General features: G+C 69.1%; 13 protein-coding genes. 5 read left to right on the top strand and 8 right to left on the bottom strand.

What is annotated here, in order from left to right:
• The first annotated feature begins 40 nt into the window (after positions 1 to 40).
• Complete coding sequence (locus SAZ01S_RS03145) at positions 41 to 2,131, top strand: S9 family peptidase (protein WP_084579972.1); 2,091 nt, start codon at positions 41 to 43, stop codon at positions 2,129 to 2,131.
• Here the strand turns inward: SAZ01S_RS03145 and SAZ01S_RS23930 are convergent.
• The 4 genes from SAZ01S_RS23930 to SAZ01S_RS03160 are packed head-to-tail and all read right to left on the bottom strand — an operon-like array spanning position 2,117 to position 5,519.
• Complete coding sequence (locus SAZ01S_RS23930) at positions 2,117 to 2,254, bottom strand: hypothetical protein (RefSeq protein ID WP_167693054.1); 138 nt, start codon at positions 2,252 to 2,254, stop codon at positions 2,117 to 2,119. The two genes, SAZ01S_RS03145 and SAZ01S_RS23930, sit on opposite strands and share 15 nt — an antisense overlap.
• Complete coding sequence (locus SAZ01S_RS03150; protein ID WP_084579973.1) at positions 2,251 to 3,135, bottom strand: glucosamine kinase nucleotide-binding domain-containing protein; 885 nt, start codon at positions 3,133 to 3,135, stop codon at positions 2,251 to 2,253. Before SAZ01S_RS03150 ends, SAZ01S_RS23930 begins: the two co-directional genes overlap by 4 nt.
• A 12-nt stretch (positions 3,136 to 3,147) precedes the next feature.
• Positions 3,148 to 4,212 carry a beta-N-acetylglucosaminidase domain-containing protein gene (locus SAZ01S_RS03155; protein WP_084579975.1) on the bottom strand — a complete coding sequence of 355 codons (1,065 nt, stop codon included), beginning with the start codon at positions 4,210 to 4,212 and terminating at the stop codon, positions 3,148 to 3,150.
• Complete coding sequence (locus SAZ01S_RS03160; protein ID WP_139809912.1) at positions 4,209 to 5,519, bottom strand: serine hydrolase domain-containing protein; 1,311 nt, start codon at positions 5,517 to 5,519, stop codon at positions 4,209 to 4,211. Before SAZ01S_RS03160 ends, SAZ01S_RS03155 begins: the two co-directional genes overlap by 4 nt.
• A 175-nt stretch (positions 5,520 to 5,694) precedes the next feature.
• On the opposite strand from SAZ01S_RS03160, the gene SAZ01S_RS03165 reads away from it, so the two are divergent.
• From SAZ01S_RS03165 to SAZ01S_RS03175, 3 genes are all read left to right on the top strand, one after another.
• Positions 5,695 to 7,254 (top strand): sodium:solute symporter, encoded by a 1,560-nt coding sequence (locus tag SAZ01S_RS03165; RefSeq protein WP_245824548.1) that lies wholly within the window; start codon positions 5,695 to 5,697, stop codon positions 7,252 to 7,254.
• Between the two features lie 12 nt (positions 7,255 to 7,266).
• On the top strand, positions 7,267 to 8,157 hold the full coding sequence (locus SAZ01S_RS03170) for an N-acetylmuramic acid 6-phosphate etherase (RefSeq protein ID WP_084579979.1): 891 nt from the start codon (positions 7,267 to 7,269) through the stop codon (positions 8,155 to 8,157).
• A gap of 273 nt (positions 8,158 to 8,430) precedes the next feature.
• Positions 8,431 to 9,894, top strand: coding sequence for an MFS transporter (locus SAZ01S_RS03175; RefSeq protein ID WP_439951210.1), 1,464 nt, complete (start codon positions 8,431 to 8,433; stop codon positions 9,892 to 9,894).
• Positions 9,895 to 10,729: 835 nt separating this feature from the next.
• On the opposite strand, the gene SAZ01S_RS03180 is transcribed toward SAZ01S_RS03175, so the two are convergent.
• A complete protein-coding gene (locus SAZ01S_RS03180; RefSeq protein WP_084579983.1) occupies positions 10,730 to 11,887 on the bottom strand; it encodes a YdcF family protein in 1,158 nt (385 codons plus the stop codon).
• Positions 11,887 to 14,394 carry a TonB-dependent receptor gene (locus SAZ01S_RS03185; RefSeq protein ID WP_084579985.1) on the bottom strand — a complete coding sequence of 836 codons (2,508 nt, stop codon included), beginning with the start codon at positions 14,392 to 14,394 and terminating at the stop codon, positions 11,887 to 11,889. The genes SAZ01S_RS03180 and SAZ01S_RS03185 overlap by 1 nt, the downstream gene beginning before the upstream one ends.
• A gap of 164 nt (positions 14,395 to 14,558) precedes the next feature.
• Between SAZ01S_RS03185 and SAZ01S_RS03190 the strand changes: the two genes are divergently transcribed.
• Complete coding sequence (locus tag SAZ01S_RS03190) at positions 14,559 to 15,650, top strand: ROK family transcriptional regulator (RefSeq protein ID WP_245824552.1); 1,092 nt, start codon at positions 14,559 to 14,561, stop codon at positions 15,648 to 15,650.
• A 172-nt stretch (positions 15,651 to 15,822) separates the two neighbouring features.
• On the opposite strand, the gene SAZ01S_RS03195 is transcribed toward SAZ01S_RS03190, so the two are convergent.
• Both SAZ01S_RS03195 and SAZ01S_RS03200 read right to left on the bottom strand, forming a co-directional pair.
• Positions 15,823 to 17,088, bottom strand: coding sequence for a sigma-54-dependent transcriptional regulator (locus tag SAZ01S_RS03195; protein ID WP_084579989.1), 1,266 nt, complete (start codon positions 17,086 to 17,088; stop codon positions 15,823 to 15,825).
• Positions 17,085 to 18,767, bottom strand: a complete 1,683-nt coding sequence (locus SAZ01S_RS03200; protein ID WP_084579991.1) for a sensor histidine kinase — start codon at positions 18,765 to 18,767, stop codon at positions 17,085 to 17,087. Before SAZ01S_RS03200 ends, SAZ01S_RS03195 begins: the two co-directional genes overlap by 4 nt.
• Between the last annotated feature and the right edge of the window lie 58 nt (positions 18,768 to 18,825).

The following is an 18,825-nucleotide window of genomic DNA, read 5'->3' on the forward strand; positions in this document are numbered from 1 at the left end:
GTATCTGGTCGCGCCGCGACGGCCCGCGCATAGTTCGGGCATGTCGAGACGCGCCGCTCCTGCTCGCCTGCTCCTGCGACCCGCGCTGCTGCTGGGGGTCGCGCTGCTGACCGCCGGCGGCGCACCGGCTGCCCCCGATCATCGCCCGGCCATCGCCCGGCTGCTTGCGCTGCCGGTGACAGTGGGGCTGGTCGGGGCCAGCGAACGGCCCGTGTTTGCCTGGGTGGAGATGCGCGCCGGCGTCCGCAACATCTGGCTTTTGCCGGCCCCTGGGGAGCAACCGCGTCGGCTGACCGACCGCGCCGCGGATGACGGTATCGACCTCCACAGCCTGGCGCTCAGCCGCGACGGTGCGCGGATCGCCTGGACGCAAGGCGGCGACGCGGAGTTCCCCGATCTGACCCCGCCCAACAGCGCCCATGCGCCGGGTGGCGGCAGCGAGACGGTGTGGGTTCGCGCCACCACCGTCGGAGCAGCCCCGCGCTCGCTGGGGGAGGGCCATGCACCGGTCTTCTCGCCCGATGGCAGCCGCCTGGCGTTCGTCTCAGGCGGGGCGCTGCTGCTCGCGCCGGTGTCGGAGGGCGCGACGACGAAGCTGGCGCAACTGCCGGGCGCGATCGAGGACCTGTCCTGGTCGCCGGACGGCAAGCGGCTGCTGTTCGTCAGCCGGCGCGGCGACCATGGCTTGGTCGCGCTGTTCGATCTGGCGAGCGGCACGCTGACCTATCCCGATCCGGCGATGACGCAGGACGTGTCGCCGATCTTCTCGCCCGATGGCGGCGCGATCGCCTTTGTCCGCACCACCACGCCGCCCTACGGCGCGACCGGCACCGAGGCCGCCTATTGGAGCGTGCGCGTCGTCGATCTGGCAACGGGCGCCGCCCACACCGCCTGGCGTGCCGCGCCTGGGGAGGGCGGGAGCTATTACGGCACCCGCACCGCCAATCTGTTCTGGAGCGCGGACGACCGGTTGCTCTTCCCCTCGGAAGCGAGCGGCTGGGTGCATGTGCTGGCGGTGCCGGCGCGCGGCGGCGCGGCGATCGACCTGACACCGGGCGCGGCCGAGGTGGAGAATTTTACCCTGTCCGCCGATCGCCGCACGCTCCTCTACGCCGGCAACCAGGGCGATCTGGAGCGGCGGCACCTCTGGCGGAGGGCGCTCGCCGGCGGCAGCGCGCAGCAAGTGACGGCCGGCGACGGGATCGAGGGCTTTCCGACCGTCGCGGGCGACGCGCTGGCCCTGGTGGCGAGCGGCGTGCGCACGCCGCCGCATGTCGCGCTGGTCCCCCTCGGGGGTGGGCTGATGCCGCTGGCCACCGGCGGCGCACCCGCCGAGACCGCGGAGTTTGTCCTGCCCGAGCCGGTGCGCTTCACTGCCGAGGACGGCGTTATCGTCCATGCCACCTTGTTCCGGGCGCGTGGGAAGGGCCGGCATCCGGCGCTGATCTTCCTGCACGGCGGCCCGCGGCGGCAGATGCTGCCTGCCTTCCACCTGATGCCCTATTACGCTAGCGCCTATCTGCTCAACCAGCATCTCGCGATGGACGGTTTCGACGTGCTGGCGATCAACTATCGCAGCGGTACCGGCTATGGCCGCGCCTTTCGCGAGGCGGCGGAAACGGGGCGCGAGGGCGCCAGCGAATATCGCGACGTGCTGGCCGCTGCGCGCTGGCTGGCAGCGCGGGAGGATGTCGACGCCCGGCGCATCGGGCTGTGGGGCGGCAGCTGGGGCGGCTATCTGACCGCGCTGGGGCTGGCGCGCGACAGCGGCACCTTCGCCGCCGGGGTGGATCTGCACGGCGTCCATGATCTGGTCCGTACACCGCCGCCGATGCTGCCGCCCGACATGCAGGTCCGCTGGCGCGAGACGGCGTGGCAATCCTCCCCGGCGGCGGCGCTGGATCGCTGGCGCTCGCCAGTGCTGCTGGTCCATGGCGATGACGATCGCAATGTCGATTTCGCCCAGTCGGTGCGGCTGGCTGAGGCGCTAACCGCGCGGCGCGTGCCGCTGGAAACGCTGATGCTGCCCGACGAGCGGCACGAATTCTTCCGCTACCAGAGCTGGCTGGCGGCCTATGCCGCGACCGACGCGTTCCTCGCCCGCACCCTCGGCGGATCAGCCACGCAGTAGCGCGAGGGCGTTGGAGGCGAGCGGCCGGGGGGCGGGCGCGGGCAGCGCCTGCACCACCGGCTTTGTGGCGGGTGCCAGCGCGGCGGCGCCGGCGGCGGTGAGGAACTGGCGGCGGGCGATCATGGCTGGGTTTCCTGCGATTGGGCGGGCAGGCCCGCGAGATAGAGCGCCCCGCTCAGCGCGTCCCCCAGCGGCTCGCTGAGGCGGGCAACGGTGCGGGCGCGCAGCCACGGCCGCATCTTCGGTGCAAGGCCGCCGAGCAGCGCGCAGCGGGTAGCACCGCGTTCGAAGATGGTTTCGATGAACCGCTCGATATGCCCGGCCGCATCCTCGACGATCGAGCGGGCGATGGCGTCGTCCGCCTCGGCATAGTCCATCACCAGCGGCGCGAAGCTGCCGTAATCGCGCGGGGTTGCCTGGTCCATCCAGGCGATGGCGCGCGCGGTGTCGTGACCGAAGCGTTCGGTAACCGCGGTGCTCAGCGGCGTCGCGCGGGTCCGCCCGTCCAGCGCGCGCAGCGCGTGGCGCATCGCGCTCAGGCCGAGCGCCGCGCCGCTGCCTTCGTCCGAGATGGGAAAGCCATAGCCGCCGATGCGGAAGCGCTCCCCACGCAGCTGGACTTGCGCCACGCTGCCGGTGCCGAGGATCAGCACCGCGCCGTCGCCGCCGCCGTGCGCACCCAGATTGGCGATGGCGGCGTCGGTATCGAACACGGTGGAGGCGAAGGGAAATGCCACCTCCTCCAGCGCCGCGCGCACGCCGGGGCGCGAGATGCCGGCTATCCCCATCGCCGCATGGATCTCCGCGACCTGCGCCGCGCCGAGCCCCGACGCCGCGATCGTCGCGTCGGTCACATCGCGCAGCGTGGCGTAGAGCGCCTCCAGTCCGAGCACGGCGTGCGCCGGGCCGGCTTGGGCGGTGGCGAGCACGCGGCCGCGCGCATCGGTCAGGCGGCAGCGACAGTTGCTGCCGCCTGCATCCACGCCGAGGTAGAATTGCGTCACTCCGGTCCTCCGCTACTGCGTCTGCACTTCTTCCAGCGTGGTGCGGAAGCGGCCGTCCAGCCAATCGGTGATCTCGCGCGCCGCCGGATGGTCGATCGCGCCATAGCGCGTGCGCAACTCGGCGAAGCGGGGTCCGAGATTGTCGAGCCCGGTATCCTGCAGCGGCAGGATGTCGCGGCGGAGAATGGTCGCGAGCTCGCTGCCCAGCACCTTGGTCGCCGCATCGAGGAACGCCGTGCCATAGGCATAACGCTCGCCCTCGCGGTAGCTGGCAGCGAGCGTCAGCGCCGGGATGCACGACAGGATCGGCTGCGAGGCCGGGTTGATCGCATGGCCGCTGACATGGTGGCGGATTGCCGCGGGCCGGCCGGTGAAGGCACGCAGATGCAGATATTGCGACATGCGGACGCCGTCATTGACCGGATAATTGTCCCACAGGCAGACCTTGCGGCCGAGTTCGTGCTGCACCCGTTCGAGATGGGCGACGCCGATTTCACGCGAGACGACTTCCTCGCCGGTCCAGTAGACCCGCACCGCGCGATCGAGATAGCGCCCCAGCTCGGGCAGATAGGCCGGCGGGCGCTTGCCCCAGGCGCGCTCGAGGATCGGATCGTCCGAATAGAAGCTCGGGCAGAAGAACACCTGGGTGGCGCGGCTGTTGTTCGCGCAGAAATCGACGAGCTCGGCCTGGCCGCGGGCGAGGTCGGGCAGTTCGGCGGGAAGATCGTCGAACAGGATGGCGAGATCGTCGAGGCCCAGCGTATCGAGCTGGCGTAGCTTCTGCTTCAGCGCGGCGCGCGATTCCTCGCCGAACGGGTGGGTGCTGCCGACCGGCGTCAGCGCCACGCCGAAGCGGACGCCGCGCGCCCGGCACTCGGCGGCGAAGGCGGCGAGCGCGGCGAACTGCTCGGGCGGATGCGGCTCGCGCCAGCGGCGGCGCAGGAACGGGTCGGCCTTGGGGCCGTAATGGTAGAAGCGGTAGCCGGCGCCGGCCAGCGTGTGCAGGACGGTCGTACGGTCCGCCCAGCTCCACGGCTTGCCGAAAAAGCCTTCGATCACGCCCAGGTTCAGCGTCATGGGGTCTCCTTGTTCCGGCTCGCATGCACCGCTGCCACCGCACCCCGCAGCACCGTCTCGCGCAGCGCGTCGAGCGCGGGATAGGGTTCGCCGTCCGGCCGGTGAAGCCGGTTGGTGAGCAGCACCACGCTCATTTCCAGCTGTGGCGAGAAGGCGAACCAGGTGCCGGTAAAGCCCGTGTGGCCGTAGAAGGACGCGGCGATGCCGGTGAGCTGCGTTTTGTGGAAGCCGAGCGCCTGATCGGCGTCGAACGGTGTCTGCTCGAACGTGGCGACCGTGGCGGCGGGGGCGAGGCGCCAGCGGCCATAGCAGCCGCCGTTGAGCAGCGCCTGCGCATAGCGGGCAAGGTCGGTAGCGGTCGAGAACAACCCGGCATGGCCGGAGACCTCGTTCCAGCCGAGCGCGGCGTTGGCATCGTTCACCTCGCCGACCAGCATATGAGTGCGATAGCCGGTAAACGGCTGCGCGGGCGGGAAGGGGGCGGCAGGGTAGGGCTTGCCGGTCTCCGCCATGCGCCGCTGGTAGCCGTCGCCTTCCGATGTAGCGGCGGCGATCCGGCGCAGCGCGGGGGCAGGGCGGAAGCCGGTGTCGCGCATGCCGAGCGGTCGGTAGAGCCGCTCGCGCACATAGCGATCGAGCGGCATGCCGCTACGCTGCGCGACGATCGCGCCGAGCAGCATGAAACCGAGATCGGAATAGGCGTAGCGCGTACCCACCGGATAGCGCAGCGGCAGCGCCGCGAGATAGGGCAGCACCGCCCCGGATGCATCGCGGTGCAGCCAGGTCGGCTGCCATTCCCACAGGCCGGCACGGTGCATGAGCAACTGCCGGACGGTGATCGCCGCCTTGTCGGTGCCTTCGAAGCCCGGCAGCAGCGCGCCGAGCCGGTCGTCGAGCGACAGCCGCCCGCTGCCGACCAGCTGGAGGATCGCCGCGGTCGTCGCCTCGATCTTGGTGATCGAGGCCATGTCAAAGGGTGTGCCGACGGTCATCAGGCGTGGCGAGGCGAGCGGCCGCAAGGAGCCATTGGGGGCCGAAGCCAGCGTCTGGGCATGGCCGAAGGCGACACGGTGGACGATCCGTCCCCTATCGGTGACGAGCAGGACCGCGCCAGGATAGAGCGTTCCGACACCGCTCCGAACTGCCGCGTCGATCGCCTCGAAGCGCGTGTCCGGGCGCGCGGCGGGCTGGTTGCGCAGCATCGGGCAGGCGGCGGGCGCCGCGTTGGCCTGTGCGGTGCCGGCTGCCAGCCACGCCAGCAGCAGCGCGCTTCGAAAAAGGCCCGTTCGCGCCGCGCGGATCTTCATGCGCTCCATCCTCCCAGCCATAGCATGGCGGTTGTGTGCGACCCATTCCACCATGGCGGGCGGCCATAACGGTCGGCCATGGGCGCAGCTTTACAGGCCTTGGAAAGATGTGCGACCCGTTGGGGGAGCGGAGGCTGCGAGGGGCGCGGGCACCCCTCGGGCATGGATTGCGACGATGATGGCTCTTTCCTTCACCCTGGCCGACTGGATCGTGATCGCCGCCTATGTCGCGATCCTGGTGATCGGCGGCTGGGTGTTCATGCCGCGTCATACTGAGAACGCGCGCGACTATTTCCTCGCCGGCGGCACGGTGCCGGCCTGGCTGGCGGCGGTGTCGGTCCTGTCCGCCACGCAATCGGCCGCGACGTTTCTCGGCGCGCCCGACTACGGCTATCGCGGCGACTTCAGCTATGTCGCCTCCAACCTGGGCGTGCTGCTGGGGGCGGTCTTCGTCGCGCGGGTGCTGATCCCGCGCTTCTATGCCGCGCGCGTCACCACCGCCTATGAACTGCTCACCCAGCGCTTCAGCATGCGCGCGACCCGCTGGGCGGGCGGCATGTTCCTGGTCGGTCGCGTCTTCGCGGGGGGCGCGCGCATCTATCTCGCCGCGATCGCCATCGCGATGGTCGCGACGATGACGGTCAGCGCCACCAGCATCCTGTTCGCCGCCGCCGCGCTCGTTGCCGCCAGCTTCCTGTTCACCTTTGTCGGCGGCCTGCGCTCGGTGCTGTGGAACGATCTGGTACAGTTCGTGATCTATCTGGGATCGGCGATCGCGGTGCTGGTGTTCCTGCGGCTGTCGATCCCCGCCTCCAACGCGGAAATCCTCCAGGGTCTGGCGCACACGCCCGAGGGCATCAACAAGCTGCGGCTGTTCGATCTGTCGACCAGCCTGGACAAGCCCTTCTCGCTGCTCGCGATCGTCACCGGGGTCGCGCTGCTCCACACCGCCTCGGCCGGGATGGACCAGGACATGACGCAGCGTCTGCTCGCCTGCCGCGACGCACGGACCGGCGCGCGCGGCCTCTATTTCTCGGTGCTGGCGACGGTGCCGGTGGTCGCGCTGTTCGTCACCATCGGGCTGCTGCTCTACGTGTTCTACGATCGGCCGGACCTGATGCGGGGGGCGACCGCGGAGGCGGGGCAGCATTTCGGCGGCGAGAAGATCAGTGTGTTCATGCACTATATCCTCACCCAGGTGCCGCCCGGGCTGCGCGGGCTGGTCACCGTCGGCATCACCGCGGCGGCGGTGGCGACGACCAACTCGGCGCTCAACGCGATGTCGTCGGTGCTGATCGAGGATTTCTATCGCCCGTGGCGCGAGAAGCGCGGCAGTCCCTCGGACCGGCATTATGTCGTGGCCGGGCGGGCGGGGATGGCGGTGATCGGGCTGGCGATGCTCGCCATGGCGGTGGCCTCCTATTTCTGGCAGCACCATTCCAACATGGGGCTGCTGGAGTTCGCGCTGCAGGTAATGGTGTTCGCCTATGCAGGGCTGCTCGGCGTCTATTTCGCGGCGGTATTCACCGCCCGGGGCACGACCGGCTCGGTCATCGCCGCGCTGCTCGCCGGGTTCGGCACCGTCGCGCTGCTCCAGCCGGCCATCGCGCAGGCGATCGGGTTGCCGGGCGTGCTGAGCGCGCTGGCGTTCCCGTTCCAGCTCTGCATCGGGACGCTCGTCGCCTTCCTGATATGCATCGCGCCGCGCTCCCCCACCGCTGCTGCCCACGGATAAGGACGCAGACTCATGGCGACCGAAGCGATCGATCCCCGTTACGAAGACCTCGACCAATGGCCCACCGCCTCCGCGATCGAGGCGATGGTGGAAGGCCAACTCGCGGCGATCGCCAGCGTACGGCCGTTGACCGGCGCGATCGCCGCAGCGGCGGAAGCGGCAGCGGCGCGGCTCGGGAGCACGGGGCGCCTGGTCTATGTCGGCGCGGGCACGTCCGGCCGGATCGCGGTGCAGGACGGCGTCGAGCTCTATCCGACCTTCAACTGGCTGCCGGCGCGGGTCCATTTCCTGATGGCCGGCGGACTGCGCGCGCTTACCGAAGCCGTGGAAGGTGCCGAGGACGATGCGGAAGCGGGTGCACAGGCCAGCCGCGACGCGCAGCTGGCGCCGGCGGACGTGGTGTTCGGCCTCGCGGCGAGCGGCCGCACGCCGTTCACCGTCGCCGCACTGCAGGCGGCGCGGGCCAGCGGCGCGCTGACGATCGGCATCGCCAACAATCCCGCCACGCCGCTGCTGGACGCGGTGGAGCATCCGCTGGTCGCGGACACGGGGCCGGAGATCGTCGCAGGCTCAACTCGCATGAAGGCCGGGACCGCCCAGAAAGCGATCCTGAACCTCTTGTCGACCGCGATCATGCTGCGGATGGGTCTGATCTATCGCGGGCGGATGGTGAACATGCGCGTGTCGAACGCGAAATTGCGGATCCGCGCGCAGCGCATGGTGGCGGATCTGGCCCAGGTCGATCTCGGTGCGGCAGGGGCAGCCCTCGAGCGCGGCGACCATGACATCAAGACGGGGGTTTTGATCGCATCCGGGGCAGATGTGGACGAGGCTAGGGCGCTCTTGAGCGCAAACAACGCAAATTTGCGGGCGGCGCTGCTTGCGTGGTGTGGGGCTGAATAGCCGCTGGTGCGGATTGAGTCTTTGCTGCAGGAACGATCGTCGCACGCTTGTCCGGCAGCTCTCGACAAACATGAACGTTTCACCGTCGCGTTACGGTGACACGCTTTCAGGGCGCGGCATGGTTCGAGCGCTTGCCGATGATAATTGTCCGTTCACCCTTTCGCGCGCCGGCTGGTTCGCCAAACTGACATCATCGGCCGGTAGACGGTGCCTTGCGACGCTGGCGAGGACGCCCTCGCCGCCAATTGGTTGAAAGATGCTCCGATCGCACACATGGCCGTAGAGAGCCGGATGCTGGCCTATGCTTCCGGCAATTTCGGCAAGGCGCTGGTCTTCAGCGGCGCCGACCTGACCATCCTGTTTCTGCTGACCGACATATTGGGGCTGAGCGGTGCCCAGGCAGCCGGCCTGATGCTGTTCGCGATCCTCGGCGATCTGGTATTCGATCTGCTGGCGGCCCGCCTCGTCCTGCACTGGCGGGCAGCGGGGCGCGGCTATCGCTGGACGGTTGCCTTTGCCGCGCTTCCCTGCGGGGCGGCGTTCGCGCTGATCTATGCGATGCCGGCGCTGGGCCTGCATCGCGGCTGGATGCTGGCAGCGGCGACCCTCGTGTTCCGCGGTGCCTATGCGCTGGTCGACGTGCCGCACAATGCGCTGATGGCGCAGGTCACCAGCGACAGCCGCGCGCGCGGGCGCGTCTCCGGCTATCGTCTCCTGTTCAGCACCGCGAGCGCGCTGGCGATCGCTGCTATCCTGACGCCGCTGGTGCAGCAGGCGGGCCATGCAAGGCACTTCGGTGCGCTGGCGTTGACCGGCATCGGCGCAGGCTGCGCCTTCGCCGCGACGATGTTGCTGTGCGTCTGGGCCTCCGGTGCGCGCGACGGTCACGGCGAGGATCGGGGATTGCACGGCGACGGCATCGCCGTGCCGCTGCGCGACCCGATGGTGCTGGGCCTGGGGGCGCTCGCGCTGATCACCGGCTTTGCGATGCCAGCTTTCGGCCGGATGCTGATCTATCTCGGCAGCTATGTGCTCGATCGCCCGGGGGCGGTCACGCTGCTGCTGACGGCGATGACCGCCGGTCAGCTAGCCGGGGTGCTCACCTGGACCGCGCTCACCCATCGGTTCAGCAAGAGCCGATTGCTTGCGGCGGGACATGCGGTCAGCGCCGCGGGCCTCGTTCTGTTCGGCCTGTGCCTGGCGTGGCCGGTTTGGCAGCTGGCCGGCGCTGCGCTGATCGGATTCGGCTTTGCCAGCGTGTTCATGCTGCCCTGGGGACTGCTCGCCGACGCGGTCGACGTCGTCGAGTGGCGGCATGGGCGCCGGTTCGAGACGGGACTGTTCGCCTATTACCTGGTGCTGGTGAAGGCGAGCGGGGCGGCCTCCACCGCGACGATCGGCTGGACCCTGAATGCGCTCGGCTATGTGCCCGGCGCCGCCCAGCCGACCGGGGTGCGCCTCGGCATGCTGGGCCTGGGGCTGGGCCTGCCGATGGTGGGGGCGCTGCTCGCCATGCTGCTGCTGCGCCGCTTCACGCTCGACCATGGCCGCCATGCACGGCTGCTGCGCGCCTTGCGCCGGCGTCAGGCCGGGGCCGAGCCGGTCTCCGGATCGAAGCGTGGGTTGGTGAAATCGAGCGGCGAGGGCGTGACCTTGGCCGGCGGCAGCGCGCTTTCGGCCCAGGCGCGGCACAGCATGTCGCGCAGCATCGCCGCACCGGCCGCCGTCCGTTCATAGACCAGGCCGCGCACGTCCTTGTCGGCGAAGTTGCTGAAGCCGTCGCGCTTTTCGAGCTGGTAGACATACTCCATCCGGTCACCCGACCGGTCCAGAAAGCCGAGCACCGCATCGAACATGTCCCCCTGCTGGTGTTCGGGTGCGCCGATGCGGGGGGCGATGTCCGCTGCGGTGAGCCCCATGCCGTCGACGAAGCTGCTCTCGAACCGGCTGTGGATGGTGCGGTCGCGGGTATAGTTGTTGGGATTGGCGCCGAGCCAGCCATCGGAGTTCACCGAATCGTGCAGCGGCTGCGATCCGTCGCCGATATAATGGCCGAGTCGGATTGCCTGAAACGCGCAATGCTGCTCGGGCACGGAGGTGTCGCCGCCGCTCGCCTGCGCCTTACGGACATAGCGCATGCAAACGATCAGCCGCTGATAGGCTTCCATCGCCGCATAGGGTAGCGTGCCAGTCCAGCGGACATTGGTGCGCGCCGCGGTGGCGGGGTCGCTGTCCTTGATCGTCTCATAGTGCTTGTAGAGCGCGATCACGAACGCATAGCGCGAGCGCGGGATCGGCTTGAGGAAGGTGAACTGCTCGCGGAACCAGCCATGGTTGGGGTCCTCCTCGATCTTCGAAAAGCCCTCGGCATCGCCGCGCCAGCTGTCCGGCAGCGATGCAGAGGCGGCGATATAGTCGACATAGCGGCGCAGGAACACCGGGCCGCCATCGGGAATGGCCTGGATCGCGGCGCGATCGATCACCGCATGCGCAGTGCCGCCCCAGGCATGGGCGGCGGCGGGGCAGAGCGTGAGGGCGGCGGCGAGGGCAAAGCGGCGCATCGCGGTTCCTTTCAGGGATCGAGCGGATCGCGCGGGTCGACGCGCTCGGAAGCGCGCGACGGGCGGAAAACCAGTTCGGTGGGCGATATGCGGCGAATCACGGTACCGGGCTGGTAGCCGAGTTCGGCGGCGTTGCGATCGGTGAAGCGCGGGCTTTCGATATAGGCGCTCTGCAGCGGGTTGCAGATGATCACCGTCTCCTGCGCCAGCGGCGCGCCGATCCGCGCGAGCAGACGGCTGGCGTTGCGCAAATTGGTGGTGGTGTGGCGGGCATAGGGCTCGCTGAGGATCGCGTCCGCGGGAATGCCGTAGCGGGTGATCAGCGCCTTGCGCATCTCGTCCGCCTCGGTGAACGGCGTCGCGCGGGGGTGGGCGCGGCCGCCGGTGAGGAGGAGGAAGGCGATATCGCCGCGCGCGAAATGCTGCGCGGCGAGGCGCAGATGGTATTTCCCGAATGGGCTGAGCGGCTCGCCCTCGATCTCTGGGCCGACGCCGGTGACGATCATCGCGCTGTAGCGATAGCGCTTCCAGTCGAGCGTCTTTGCCCGTGCCGTCGCGGCGGCATTGGCGCCGCCGGCAAGCGGTTCATGGCCGATCGCATCGGTGCGGTCGCTCACATCGAGCAGGGCCAGCGCATAGTCGATGCTGGGATCGAGCGGCTGGGCCGATCCGGCGCGCGGCGTGCCCGCGATCCAGTCGGCGGCCTGGAGGCGCGCCTGCTGGTCCTGCGGCGTTACCGGGCCGGGGCCGTCGATCGGGTTGGCGGGCTTTACCCCCAGCGCATAGAGACGCAGGATCTGGTTGATGCCGGCGATCTCGCGGTCTGCCTGTGCGGCGGCGCCGTCATCGGCCACGGGCAGGCCGGGAAGCGCCGCGACCGCGCGGCGCAGGGTTTCCGCCTCGCTATCGTTCCACAGCAGCGCCTGGGCGCGGCAGGGCAGATCCTGCGCGCAGGCGGCGTGGCGGTCGCGGCGGGCCTGCAGCACCGCTGCCATGCCGGGCGCGCGGGCGAGGCGCTCGAGCGCCGCCGGATCGTGCCCGGCGGCGTCGAGCATCGGGAACAGCCGTGCCGACAGTGCCGCCATTACCCCGTCGCCAACCTCCCCGGCCGAAGCCGGGGAAGCGAGGGCCGTTGCGGCGAGCGCGGCGGCGAAGACGAGGGGCCGCATCACCAGCTGCGGCTGACGATGAGGCGGAAGTTGCGGCCGAACAGCGGGCGGCCATAGATCGCCTGCGAGGTACCCTGGCCGGCGAACTGGTCGGTGCGGGTATTGCCCTCGGTCAGACCGTGCGCATCGAACAGATTGTCGCCGACCACCTGGACCCGCCAGGCGCCCCAATCGAGCGACGCGCCCGCGCCGGTCGTCTGGTAGCCCGGCATCGCGGTGCGGTTGAACAGGTCGACATAGCGGCGGCCGACCCATTCGAAACGGCCGAAGATCGAGACCTTCTTGTCGCCCAGGTCGAAATCGAAGCTCGGGCGCAGATTGCCGAAGAACTTGGCCTCGCGGATGATCTGGTTGCCGTTCACCGCGCTGGGATCGGCACCCGAGCTGTTCTGGAGATTGGCATATTCCGGCTTCTGCCAGGTCACCGAGCCATCGAGCGAGAACCAGCGGATCGGCACCACCCGGCCATCGACCTCGACACCCTTGACCGAGGCCTCGCCGATGAACGGCAGCGTCTGGTCGTTGCGGCCGGTCACCGGGTTGAACGCCGCGAAGGAGGCGTTGAACGGGTTGAACTTGGTGTAGAAGCCGGTGGCGTAGAGATAGTTGGGGCCGAAGCTGGCCTTGAGGCCGATTTCGTACTGGCGGGCCTTGGTCTTGAGGATCGTCGGATTGATGCTGCTCACCACGCCCATCTGGGGCGGCACTTCCAGGTTGGAGATACGACCATAGGCGCCGAAATGGCCGTTCAGGTCGTAGTTGATGCCGACCGTCCAGTTGGTCGCCTTGGGCTTGCGCCGCTGGTCGAGCACCTGGCCGGTAAAGGCGCGGGTGGTGTCGTCGGCCAGCGTGGTGGCGTCGCCCAGATTGACCTGGGTCGTCGGCAGCGCATAGCCCTTATAGTCGTAGCGCTCGGTGCGGATGCCGGCATCGACGCGCAGGCCGCGGGTGATGTCCCAGGTGTCGTTGGCGTAGAAGGCGATCATCTGGGCATCGGCTTTGCCCTGGGCGAGCGTGGTGGTGTAGCGCAGCACCCCGTTCTGGGTGACCGAGCCCAGCACCTGGCCCGTTGCCGAATAAGCAACCAGGTCCAGCGTGCGCGGCTGGCTGCGCACTTCGATCAGCATGTCGTCATAGGCCTGGAGCAGGGTGTTGCCGTAGAAGCTGCTGTACAGGCCGACGCGCAGGTCATGCGTGCCGAGGCCGGTCTCGAACTTGCGGGTGACGCTCAGATCGCCCTGCACCGAGTAGAAGCTCGATTCCGAGGCGCGATACTGGCCCGACATGACCAGGCCCGAGGCGGTCGACGGATCATAGACCGAGGCGCCGCCCGTGCCCGCAAAGGCATAGCCGAGCCGCGCGACGTTCGGCCCGAACGCGGTGCGCGCGGCGCTCAGATAGCCCGCGGCGAAGCTGTTGGCGTCGGCCGGGTTGGTGGTGGAGTAGAAGGCGTCGAAGCTCGCCTTGCCCTTGGTCCCGCCGATCTTCGCGGAAACCTGCCAGCCGCTGAAATCGGCCTCGTAATCCAGCGCCGCGTTGAAGAAGCGCATGTAGCGGCCATTGGCGAGGTCGCGCTGCATGCTCTGCACGTTGCCGGCGCCGTCCCGATACTTGATGTTGACGTTGCGCAGCGACGGCGAGTTCAGCGTGCCCTCGAAATAGTCGATATACTGGTTGAGCGAGACCGACGGGTTGCGCGGATCGTTGGTCGGGATTGGCAGGTAGAAGACGTTATGGTCGTTGACATATTCGGCCGATACCTTGAGCGTGCCGTTGCTCAGCTGGCGCTTGATGTTGGCGCGGATCTGGCCGCCCTTGTCGCTGGGGAAACCGGCATAGCGATAGCCGTCATGCTGGCGCAGGAAGCCGCCAATCGCGAAGAAGGTGTTGTCGCTGATCGGGCCGGACTGCATCGCGTCGAGCCGGTAGAGGCCGGTATCGCCGAGCGTGAGCTGCGCCTTGCCGCGCGCGACCGGACCACCCGAGACGGTGATGTTGTTGGCGATCGCCGCCGCGCTGCTGGCGTAGATCGGCGCCGGGCCGCCGCGCACGATCTCGACCCGCTCGGTCATCAGATCATAGCGGTTCATGCCTTCGCCGGAGTTGAAGAAGACGCCGTCGATCTCGTGATAGAGCGGCAGGCCGTCCTGCTGGAAGATCAGATAGCCGCGATCGGTGGGGATGCCGCGGATGCGGGTGATGTTCTGCACCTCACCGCCGGTCGCCTCGACCTGGATACCGGGCACGGTACCGAGCAGATCGGCGAAGCTCTTCGGCGCGATCTTCTGGACGTCGGCCTGGCTCAGCGAGTTGATCGCGTAGGACACGTCGAAGCGGCGCTGTGCGCGGGCCGAGCCGGTGACGATGATGTCCGTGCCGGCGCCAGCGGCGTCGTCGGCCTGGGCCGGATCGGCGGCAGGCGTATCGGCCGCCTGGGCGAAGGCGGGCGTGGTGAGCGCACACAGCGCGATCGCCGCGCAGCCCGCGGCGAGATGGAACGTTTTCATTGGTGGCTTCCCCGTTGGTTCTTATCGACTGGGGCGCCGATGGGCGGCGGCGATGACAGATTTATTTATTTCTGAAGAAATAAATCGCAGCGCGTCGGGCGGCCTGCTATTCGCTACCGAGGATGAGATACCCGCCGCCGAACCTGCTCGACGAAGAGAAAAGGTTGCTCTGGCAGCTGCGCACGCGCGGACCCCGCCCGCGTTCGGCGCTGGCGGAGACCTTGCAGCTTAGCAATAGCGGTATTTCCAAGCTCACCAAGGGGTTGCTCGCCCAAGGGCTGATCGAGGAACTGCCGGCCGAGGCGCTGGCGGGGCGTGGTCGCCCGACGGTGCCGCTGCGCATCTCGCCGGCCGGCGGCTATTCGGTCGGGCTGGCGATCCATGCCGGGCTGCTGGAGATCGCGCTGGTCGATTATGCCGGCGGCGTGGTGTCGCTGACCGCCGAGAAGATCGCGCCGATCGATCCGCACCGCTTCGCCCGGCATGTCGACCGGCGCATCCATGATCTGGCGATCGAGCATCGTCTGCTGGGCAGCCGGCTCTACGGCGTCGGCTTCAGCGTGCCTGGGCCAGCGCTGTCGCGCGACGGCAATCGCTGGCACGTCGTCCACAACCTGCCGGGCTGGAAGGAAGCATCTCTGCGCACGATCTTCGAGGAGGCGCTGCGCCTGCCGATATGGGTCGAAAACGATGCGACCGCGGCGGCGCTGGCGGAATTCTATCTGGGCGGGCTGATCGGTCGCTGCACCACCGCCGTGGTGATCCTGCTCGGGCATGGCATTGGCGCCGGGATCGTCCATGACGGGCGGCTGATGCGCGGTGAATGCGGCGGGGCGGGGGAGATCGGCATGTTCTACCCCGGCCACCGTCCGCGCCCGACGACGCTCGACCTCATCGCCACGCTGCAGGCGGCAGGCTGCGCGGTCCAGTCGCTGGCCGATTTCGCCGAGGCGATCGCCGGTTACGAGTCGGTGATCGATAGCTGGATGGAGCGCGCGGCCGATCAACTCCTGCCCACGATCAACGCGGCGCTGGCGTGGTTCGATCCGGGGGCGATTCGGCTGATGAGCCCCTTGCCCGCGACGATCATGCACGGCCTCGCCGCCCGGCTGAACGGCAGCGCGCTCGCCTGGGGCGACCATATCGCGGATAGCGAGCGGGGACGGTTCGATATCGAGATTTCGCAGCTGGGCGGTGCTGGCTCCGCGCTCGGCGCTGCGCTGTTACCGATCCACGCATCGATCGCCCGGGTGTAGCCTGGGCGCGGCATCCGCCAGGCATTGATAGATTTTGTTCAGCCGTGCTGGAATTTTCCGAAAGCAGCGAGAAGATGCTGTCGATGGATGCGGGGGATGTCAAGTAATATCGAAAATATCCATTAAGAATCGTGCAAGATGTACCGCCAACGCAATATAGATGTTGATGACATCATCGTCCGCGCGCCTCGCGCAGATTGATGCCCAGTCGCTTGACGCGATAATAAAAGGTCTTGCGCGGCAGGCCGAGCGCGGTGATGGCAGCGTTGATCTCGCCGTTCGACGCGGAAATGGCTTCCAGGATCAACATGCGCTCATAGGCATCCAGTCGCTCGGTCAGTGTTTGCGCATCGACGGGGGACGGCCCGGCCGGTGCGTCCAGGCCGAGAACGAAACGTTCGGCGGCGCGCTCCAGCTCGCGCACATTGCCGGGCCAGGCGCGCGCTGCCGCGGCATGCGCCGCTTCGGACAGGGCGGGGAGCGGTCGGCGATGGCGCTCCGCCGCCTGCGCGGCGAGGTGCGCAAACAGCAAAGGTATGTCGTCTGTGCGCTCCGCCAGCGTCGGCAATCGGAGCGAAACGCCCGCGAGCCGATGATACAGCCCCGGCGGCAGGCGGGTGGCCGCGCCATCGTCGATCGCGGCAATGATGCGGATGTCGACCGGATCGGGATCGCGCTGATCGGTCGCCACGGTGCGTGCCTCGGCGAACTGGGCGAGCCGGTGGTGGAGCTCGGCCGGCGCCAGATCGAGGTGATCGAGGAACAAGGTGCCGCGATCGGCCCGCGCAACGATGCCACCCCGGCCGAACAGCTCGCGTTCGACGATCGTCAGCGGCACCGTCGCGCAATCGAGCAGCTGAAAGCGATGGCGGCCGCGCCGGCCGGCACGGTGCAGCAGTCGGGCGAACAGCTCCTTGCCCGTGCCGGTCGCGCCTTCGAGCACCAGGTCGAGGGCGGTCTCGGCCAGCATTGGGATCATCTCGCGCAGGCGACGGATGACAGGCGCCTCGCCGACCAGCGCGATGTCTGCCGCGTTCGCGGCGGCGCGGAGTCGCCGGTTTTCCAGCGCCAGCGCCCGCGCGGTGCCGGCCCGCTGCAACGCGGCGGCAAGCGCCTCACCGGGGAAGGGCTTGGTGAGAAAATCCCAGGCGCCCGCCTTGATCGCATCCACCGCCATCGCGACGTCGCCATGCCCGGTCATCAGGATCACCGGCAGCTCGGGGTCGATCGCACGGAGCTGGTGGAACAAGTCGATCCCGGACATGCCTGGCATGCGGACATCGGTCACCACCACGCCCGGGAAGCCGGCATCGATCGCGGCAAGCGCACTGGCCGCGTCGACGAACGGCTGCACGCTGTGCCCGGCGAGTTCCAGCGCCTGGGCCAGCGCCGCGCGGAAATCGCGATCGTCGTCGACCAGGGCGATCGTCACCGTCATGCCCGCTGCAACTCCAGTTCGAAACAGGCGCCGGCCTCGTCGGGGCACCAGCGCAAGCTGCCGCCAAGGTCGGTCATGATGTCGCTGGCGATCACCAGGCCCAGTCCCAGGCCGTTGCTGCGGCTGGTGGCGAACGGGGTAAACAGCCTTGCGGCGATGTCCGGCGCGATGCCGGGGCCGTTGTCGGCGATGCGGACCCGGACCCGATCCGCGTCCGCGTTCACGGTGATCGTGACCGTCGGGTCCGGGCGCCCGGACAACGCCTCGGCTGCGTTCTGGAGGAGGTTGACGAACACCTGCTCCAGCCGCACGCGCCCGCCGAGCACCAGCAGCGCCGGATCGAGCGCGGGCCGGACGAGATGGATGGGGCGCAACTGTTCCTTCAGGATGAGCAGGGCGCCGTCCAGCGCGTCCCCCAGCGGCAAGGGGCGAATGACACCGGGCTGCCGGCGGGAGAAGCCCCGCAGCTGCGCGGTGACTGCACCGATCCGGTCGCTCAGGCGGCGGATCGCCTCCAGATTGGCTTGCACCTGGCTGATCGACGCACGTTCCAGCAACACCATGCTGTTCTCGGCATAGGTGCGGATCGCGGCCACCGGCTGGGCGGTTTCATGGGCGACGCTGGCGGTCACCTGCCCGAGCGTGGCGAGACGGTTGGCCTGGCGCAGGCCTTCGCGCAATTCGGCCGCGCGGGTTTCGATGGCCGCGCGCTCTTCGATCTCGCGTCGCAGCGCGGCGGTGCGCTCCGTCACCGCCGCTTCGAGTTCCGAGGTGCGTCGGCGCATCAGGATCGCGCGCTGGCGCAGGCCCCAGAGCAGCGCGGCGAGCGCAAGGACCGCGAACAACGCCGCAAACCCTGCAGTGCGCTGCGCGACCCGCACCGCCTCCGCCACCGGCCGACGCAGCGACAGGGACCAGCCGGGCTGGCTCGTCGCAACCGAGGCTTCGACCATCTCGGCACCCGCGGGCGGAAGCTGGCCCGGCGCGACGCTGGCCGGAAGCGCGGCCTCCTGCCGAAGCCGGGCGAGCGTGGCCGGCAGGATCGGACGCGCCGCCGCGAAACGCCAGCGCGGGTTGCTCGATATCAGCACCAGCCCGGCCGTGTCGCTGACGAAGGTATCGCCGCCCGCGCGCCGCCATGCTGCTTCGATCGCATCGAATTCCAGCTTCACGACGAGCACGCCGCCCAGCCGCGTTCGTCGGGAAAGATACAGGCCGGAATGGCCGCTGACCGTGCCGAGCGCATATTGGCTGGCCTCGCCCCGGCTGCGCGCCTCCCGGAAATAGCGACGGAAGCGATAGTCCGAGCCGACGAAGCTGCGCGGCGAGCGCCAGTTGCTCGACGCGAGCGTGACCCCGCCCGGCGCGATCAGATAGATCGCTGCCGCGCCCGTCGTCTGCGCGAGCGACTCCAGCTTGCGGTCGAGCGGCGCGGCGCTGCCACCGGCCAGCGCCGTTGCCACGTCGCGGTCGTCCTCCAGCGCCAGGGGCAATAGCCGGAACCGCGCCATCTCGCTGTCGAGAAGCGTCGCGCGAAGCTGCGCGCCGGTCGCGGCCGTCGCCGCCACGGCCTGCCGCGTGCGTTCGCCGCTGAGCCAGCCCGCGCCGATCCCGGCTGCGACGGCGATCAGCGCAGTGATCGCCCAAAAGCGCCAGTTGTGCAGCGAATCATCGGCCATGCCGCAGCCTATCGCCGCTGCACCGGGATGTGCAAATTTTGGCACATCTCGCCCGCGC

The sequence above is a fragment of the Sphingomonas azotifigens NBRC 15497 genome (assembly GCF_002091475.1).
Taxonomy (GTDB): Bacteria; Pseudomonadota; Alphaproteobacteria; order Sphingomonadales; family Sphingomonadaceae; genus Sphingomonas; species Sphingomonas azotifigens.

Coding starts and splice junctions, on each gene's coding strand:
- SAZ01S_RS03145 (WP_084579972.1), top strand. CDS start 41: ATGTCGAGACGCGCCGCTCCTGCTCGCCTGCTCCTGCGACCCGCGCTG.
- SAZ01S_RS23930 (WP_167693054.1), bottom strand. CDS start 2,254: ATGATCGCCCGCCGCCAGTTCCTCACCGCCGCCGGCGCCGCCGCGCTG.
- SAZ01S_RS03155 (WP_084579975.1), bottom strand. CDS start 4,212: ATGACGCTGAACCTGGGCGTGATCGAAGGCTTTTTCGGCAAGCCGTGG.
- SAZ01S_RS03160 (WP_139809912.1), bottom strand. CDS start 5,519: ATGAAGATCCGCGCGGCGCGAACGGGCCTTTTTCGAAGCGCGCTGCTG.
- SAZ01S_RS03165 (WP_245824548.1), top strand. CDS start 5,695: ATGATGGCTCTTTCCTTCACCCTGGCCGACTGGATCGTGATCGCCGCC.
- SAZ01S_RS03170 (WP_084579979.1), top strand. CDS start 7,267: ATGGCGACCGAAGCGATCGATCCCCGTTACGAAGACCTCGACCAATGG.
- SAZ01S_RS03175 (WP_439951210.1), top strand. CDS start 8,431: ATGGCCGTAGAGAGCCGGATGCTGGCCTATGCTTCCGGCAATTTCGGC.
- SAZ01S_RS03180 (WP_084579983.1), bottom strand. CDS start 11,887: ATGCGGCCCCTCGTCTTCGCCGCCGCGCTCGCCGCAACGGCCCTCGCT.
- SAZ01S_RS03185 (WP_084579985.1), bottom strand. CDS start 14,394: ATGAAAACGTTCCATCTCGCCGCGGGCTGCGCGGCGATCGCGCTGTGT.
- SAZ01S_RS03195 (WP_084579989.1), bottom strand. CDS start 17,088: ATGACGGTGACGATCGCCCTGGTCGACGACGATCGCGATTTCCGCGCG.
- SAZ01S_RS03200 (WP_084579991.1), bottom strand. CDS start 18,767: ATGGCCGATGATTCGCTGCACAACTGGCGCTTTTGGGCGATCACTGCG.